Origin of the sequence: Photobacterium sp. OFAV2-7 (assembly GCF_022347985.1) — a bacterium.
GTDB lineage: Bacteria > Pseudomonadota > Gammaproteobacteria > Enterobacterales > Vibrionaceae > Photobacterium.
Window position 1 is genome coordinate 1 of sequence record NZ_JAKRFQ010000755.1, and the last position, 2,622, is coordinate 2,622.

Below are 2,622 nucleotides of genomic sequence, written 5' to 3' on the forward strand. Positions count from 1 at the left end.
GTTACAGGCTGCTCTGTTGCACCGCTCCAGATACTGACATTCCAGTTACCGGTAAAATTATCTAGCTGCTCCCAGTTTTGAGCCTTGTGTTGAGAGGGAGCCGTTGAGGCACTGCCGCCATTACCAATCTGTGCCAGTGATTCGTTGCGGCTTTCGTGACGGATGTTCTCTCGGTTGTTCTGGATATCGTTGGTGGCACCAGCTACACCGCCTGCCACACCGCCGGCAACGGCTCCTTTCATCGCCAGCTCAGCATCACCTGTTAATGCCCCAAGCGTCAGCCCTAATAAAGCGCCGCCAGCAGCTCCTTGTTTGGTGGAGGCATTGGGATCATCTTCACCAGGATTAACACAACCGGTGAGTAATGTAAGGCCTAAAACGGAAGCGATAGATGTCTGTATGAAAGTGTTCATTGCCGTGCCCTTATATCAAACTGAGTAAGTGTTGTTCTTCTATGGGGGCAAGATTAGCAATCGTTTTCTGAATAGGTCCTGTATGAATTGAACGGTGTTTTTAATGTAATAAAGTGTGTCAAATCGTTAGGGATTTGACACACTGCTTCACTTAGAATTTCGTTATGTCTTTGGCTTCAAGCACAGGGCGATCATAGCCATGGCGGGCAACTTGGATCATGGCGTTGCCCAACTGGGTTGTCGTGGTGGCGTAGTTGGGAAACACTTTTATCAGTAACGGGCTTATTACCTTTAGCACTGAATACATGGCGTTGTAGATCGCAGTTCTTGAACGGATCCCTCTTAGCGGCTGAATGAACGCCGGGCGGAACATGTAGCTGCCTTTGAAAGGAAGGGCCTGCAGCGCGGCTTCGGCTTCTCCCTTCACTTTTGACCATATGGTTTTGCTGTTGATATCTGTACCTGAGCCGCTGACAAAACAGAATGTCATTGTCGGGTTTTGTTCGAGAACAGTATTTGCAAAGGCCAGGGTCAGATCATATGTGGCAGCCCGGTAATCCTGTTCGCTCATGCCAACCGATGAGACACCCAGGCAAAACAAGGTTGCATCGTAGCCTGCAAGTTGGTCGGCAACATTGGCTATCTGCATAAAGTCGTCGATGAGCAGTTCCTGTAGCTTGGGATGGTGAATGTCACAAGGGCGCCTGCTAACCACGAGTACATCACTGACATCGGCAGAGTCCAGAGCTTCCAGCAATGCTCCCTTGCCGACCATACCCGTTGCGCCGGTAATAATTAGTTTCATTTATTAACCTTCTTTCGATGCTGAAGACTGAGTCAGTCGGGAAATGTTGTTTTCTAGCTCGTTGTAGTAAGGGTTCCATGTCAGTCGTGCATGGATTTTTCCACTTTCTGTGTAACCCCATGCTGAAAACCACACAGGCTCACCTTGGTTGCAGCGGTCGGTATCATCACTGCTGAAGCTGTTTTCACACATGATCTTCTCTGCCTTGTCCCCATAGTAGGGGTTAGACGGGGCGAAAATCGGACTCATGTGAGAACCGGTGCTGATCTTGTATTGGTCAAGGTGCATGCTTTTCTGAACGATCCGGCGATTTGGTTGCTGTTGCTCTCCATACCAGATCAACTGGTTGGAAGTGTTCTCAAAACGGGTCTCAAACAGACTTTTCACTGCATCGGGGTCGATGATGCTATCGGCCTCGCTGATCGCAATCAGCGTCGGGATCGTCAGTGTATGCTGCTTGAGCTTGTTTCTGAGCGCCGTTGCACTGTCCGAATAGGCGATAGCGCCGTTAAGTGGTGCCGAGTTATAGCGGGCAAGGTTGTTTTCTTCCGTCTGGTAGCCATCCCAGAATGCAGCTACAAGTGGGGTTAGTTTCTCCAGATAGGGAGTCTGGGTCTGAAAGCCCGGCGAGAACAACAGCAGCCCGTCGATATCGCCCTGATCAATGGCATGGATGGTGACGAGATTAGCCCCGGTTGAAAAGCCACCGAGCCAGACTTCATCATATTCTTGCTTTAGCTGGTTGGCATAGTGATCGACCATCGTCTGCCAATCCTGATAGCTTGGCAGCATCATGTCCAGCGGTTTACTGCCATGGCCTGGCAGCAACAATGTCTGAACATAGAAACCCTGCTCAGCCATGGTATTGGCAAGATCGGAAAAGCTGTAGGGAGAGTCACCCAGGCCGTGAACAAACAGAACGGCCTTATTGGTTGGCTGCTCGGGTGTCAGTTCAAACGGCATATTCATTGCCAGCTCTTTATCGTGGTTGCTGGTGATGAACTGGCGGTTTTGCCGCAGCCAGTTTTCCGTTTCTTCCAAATATTGGTCAAAACTTGGCTGGATATAGTTGTAATAGTCGCCAGATAAATTCAGCGGTGTCGAGCGTGACAAATGTGAGGTGCAACCGGCTATGACCATCATCGACAGTACGATGGCCATAAGAGACGCATATTTTTTCATGCTGGATAACCTGTGTTTGCAGCGAAATAAACAGTGTTAGTTAAGAACCCTGAACTGGGACGGACTGACGCCGGTATTTTTCTTGAACAACTTGGTAAAGTGCGCCGGATAGTCAAATCCCAGCCCGTAGGCAATCTGGCTTATCGGCTGGTTGGTGCCCAGCAACTGGGTCTTTGCGCGATCAATGATGAAAAAGTGAATATGATCCCGGGCACTTCTGCC

At 49.7% G+C, this 2,622-nt stretch carries 3 protein-coding genes and 1 pseudogene; all 4 read right to left on the bottom strand.

The genetic code is table 11. The annotated features are described in order from the left end of the window. Window positions 1–413: pseudogene (locus tag MHN01_RS24070) on the bottom strand (hypothetical protein); the annotation flags it as partial. A gap of 151 nt (window positions 414–564) precedes the next feature. Next, window positions 565–1,218 (bottom strand): NAD-dependent epimerase/dehydratase family protein, encoded by a 654-nt coding sequence (locus MHN01_RS24075; protein WP_239413907.1) that lies wholly within the window; start codon window positions 1,216–1,218, stop codon window positions 565–567. Window positions 1,219–1,221: 3 nt separating this feature from the next. Then, complete coding sequence (locus tag MHN01_RS24080; protein ID WP_239413909.1) at window positions 1,222–2,400, bottom strand: carboxylesterase; 1,179 nt, start codon at window positions 2,398–2,400, stop codon at window positions 1,222–1,224. Window positions 2,401–2,436: 36 nt separating this feature from the next. Further along, a partial coding sequence (locus MHN01_RS24085; RefSeq protein WP_239413910.1) for an AraC family transcriptional regulator occupies window positions 2,437–2,622 on the bottom strand: 186 nt, incomplete at its 5' end.

Coding starts and splice junctions, on each gene's coding strand:
- MHN01_RS24075 (WP_239413907.1), bottom strand. CDS start 1,218: ATGAAACTAATTATTACCGGCGCAACGGGTATGGTCGGCAAGGGAGCA.
- MHN01_RS24080 (WP_239413909.1), bottom strand. CDS start 2,400: ATGAAAAAATATGCGTCTCTTATGGCCATCGTACTGTCGATGATGGTC.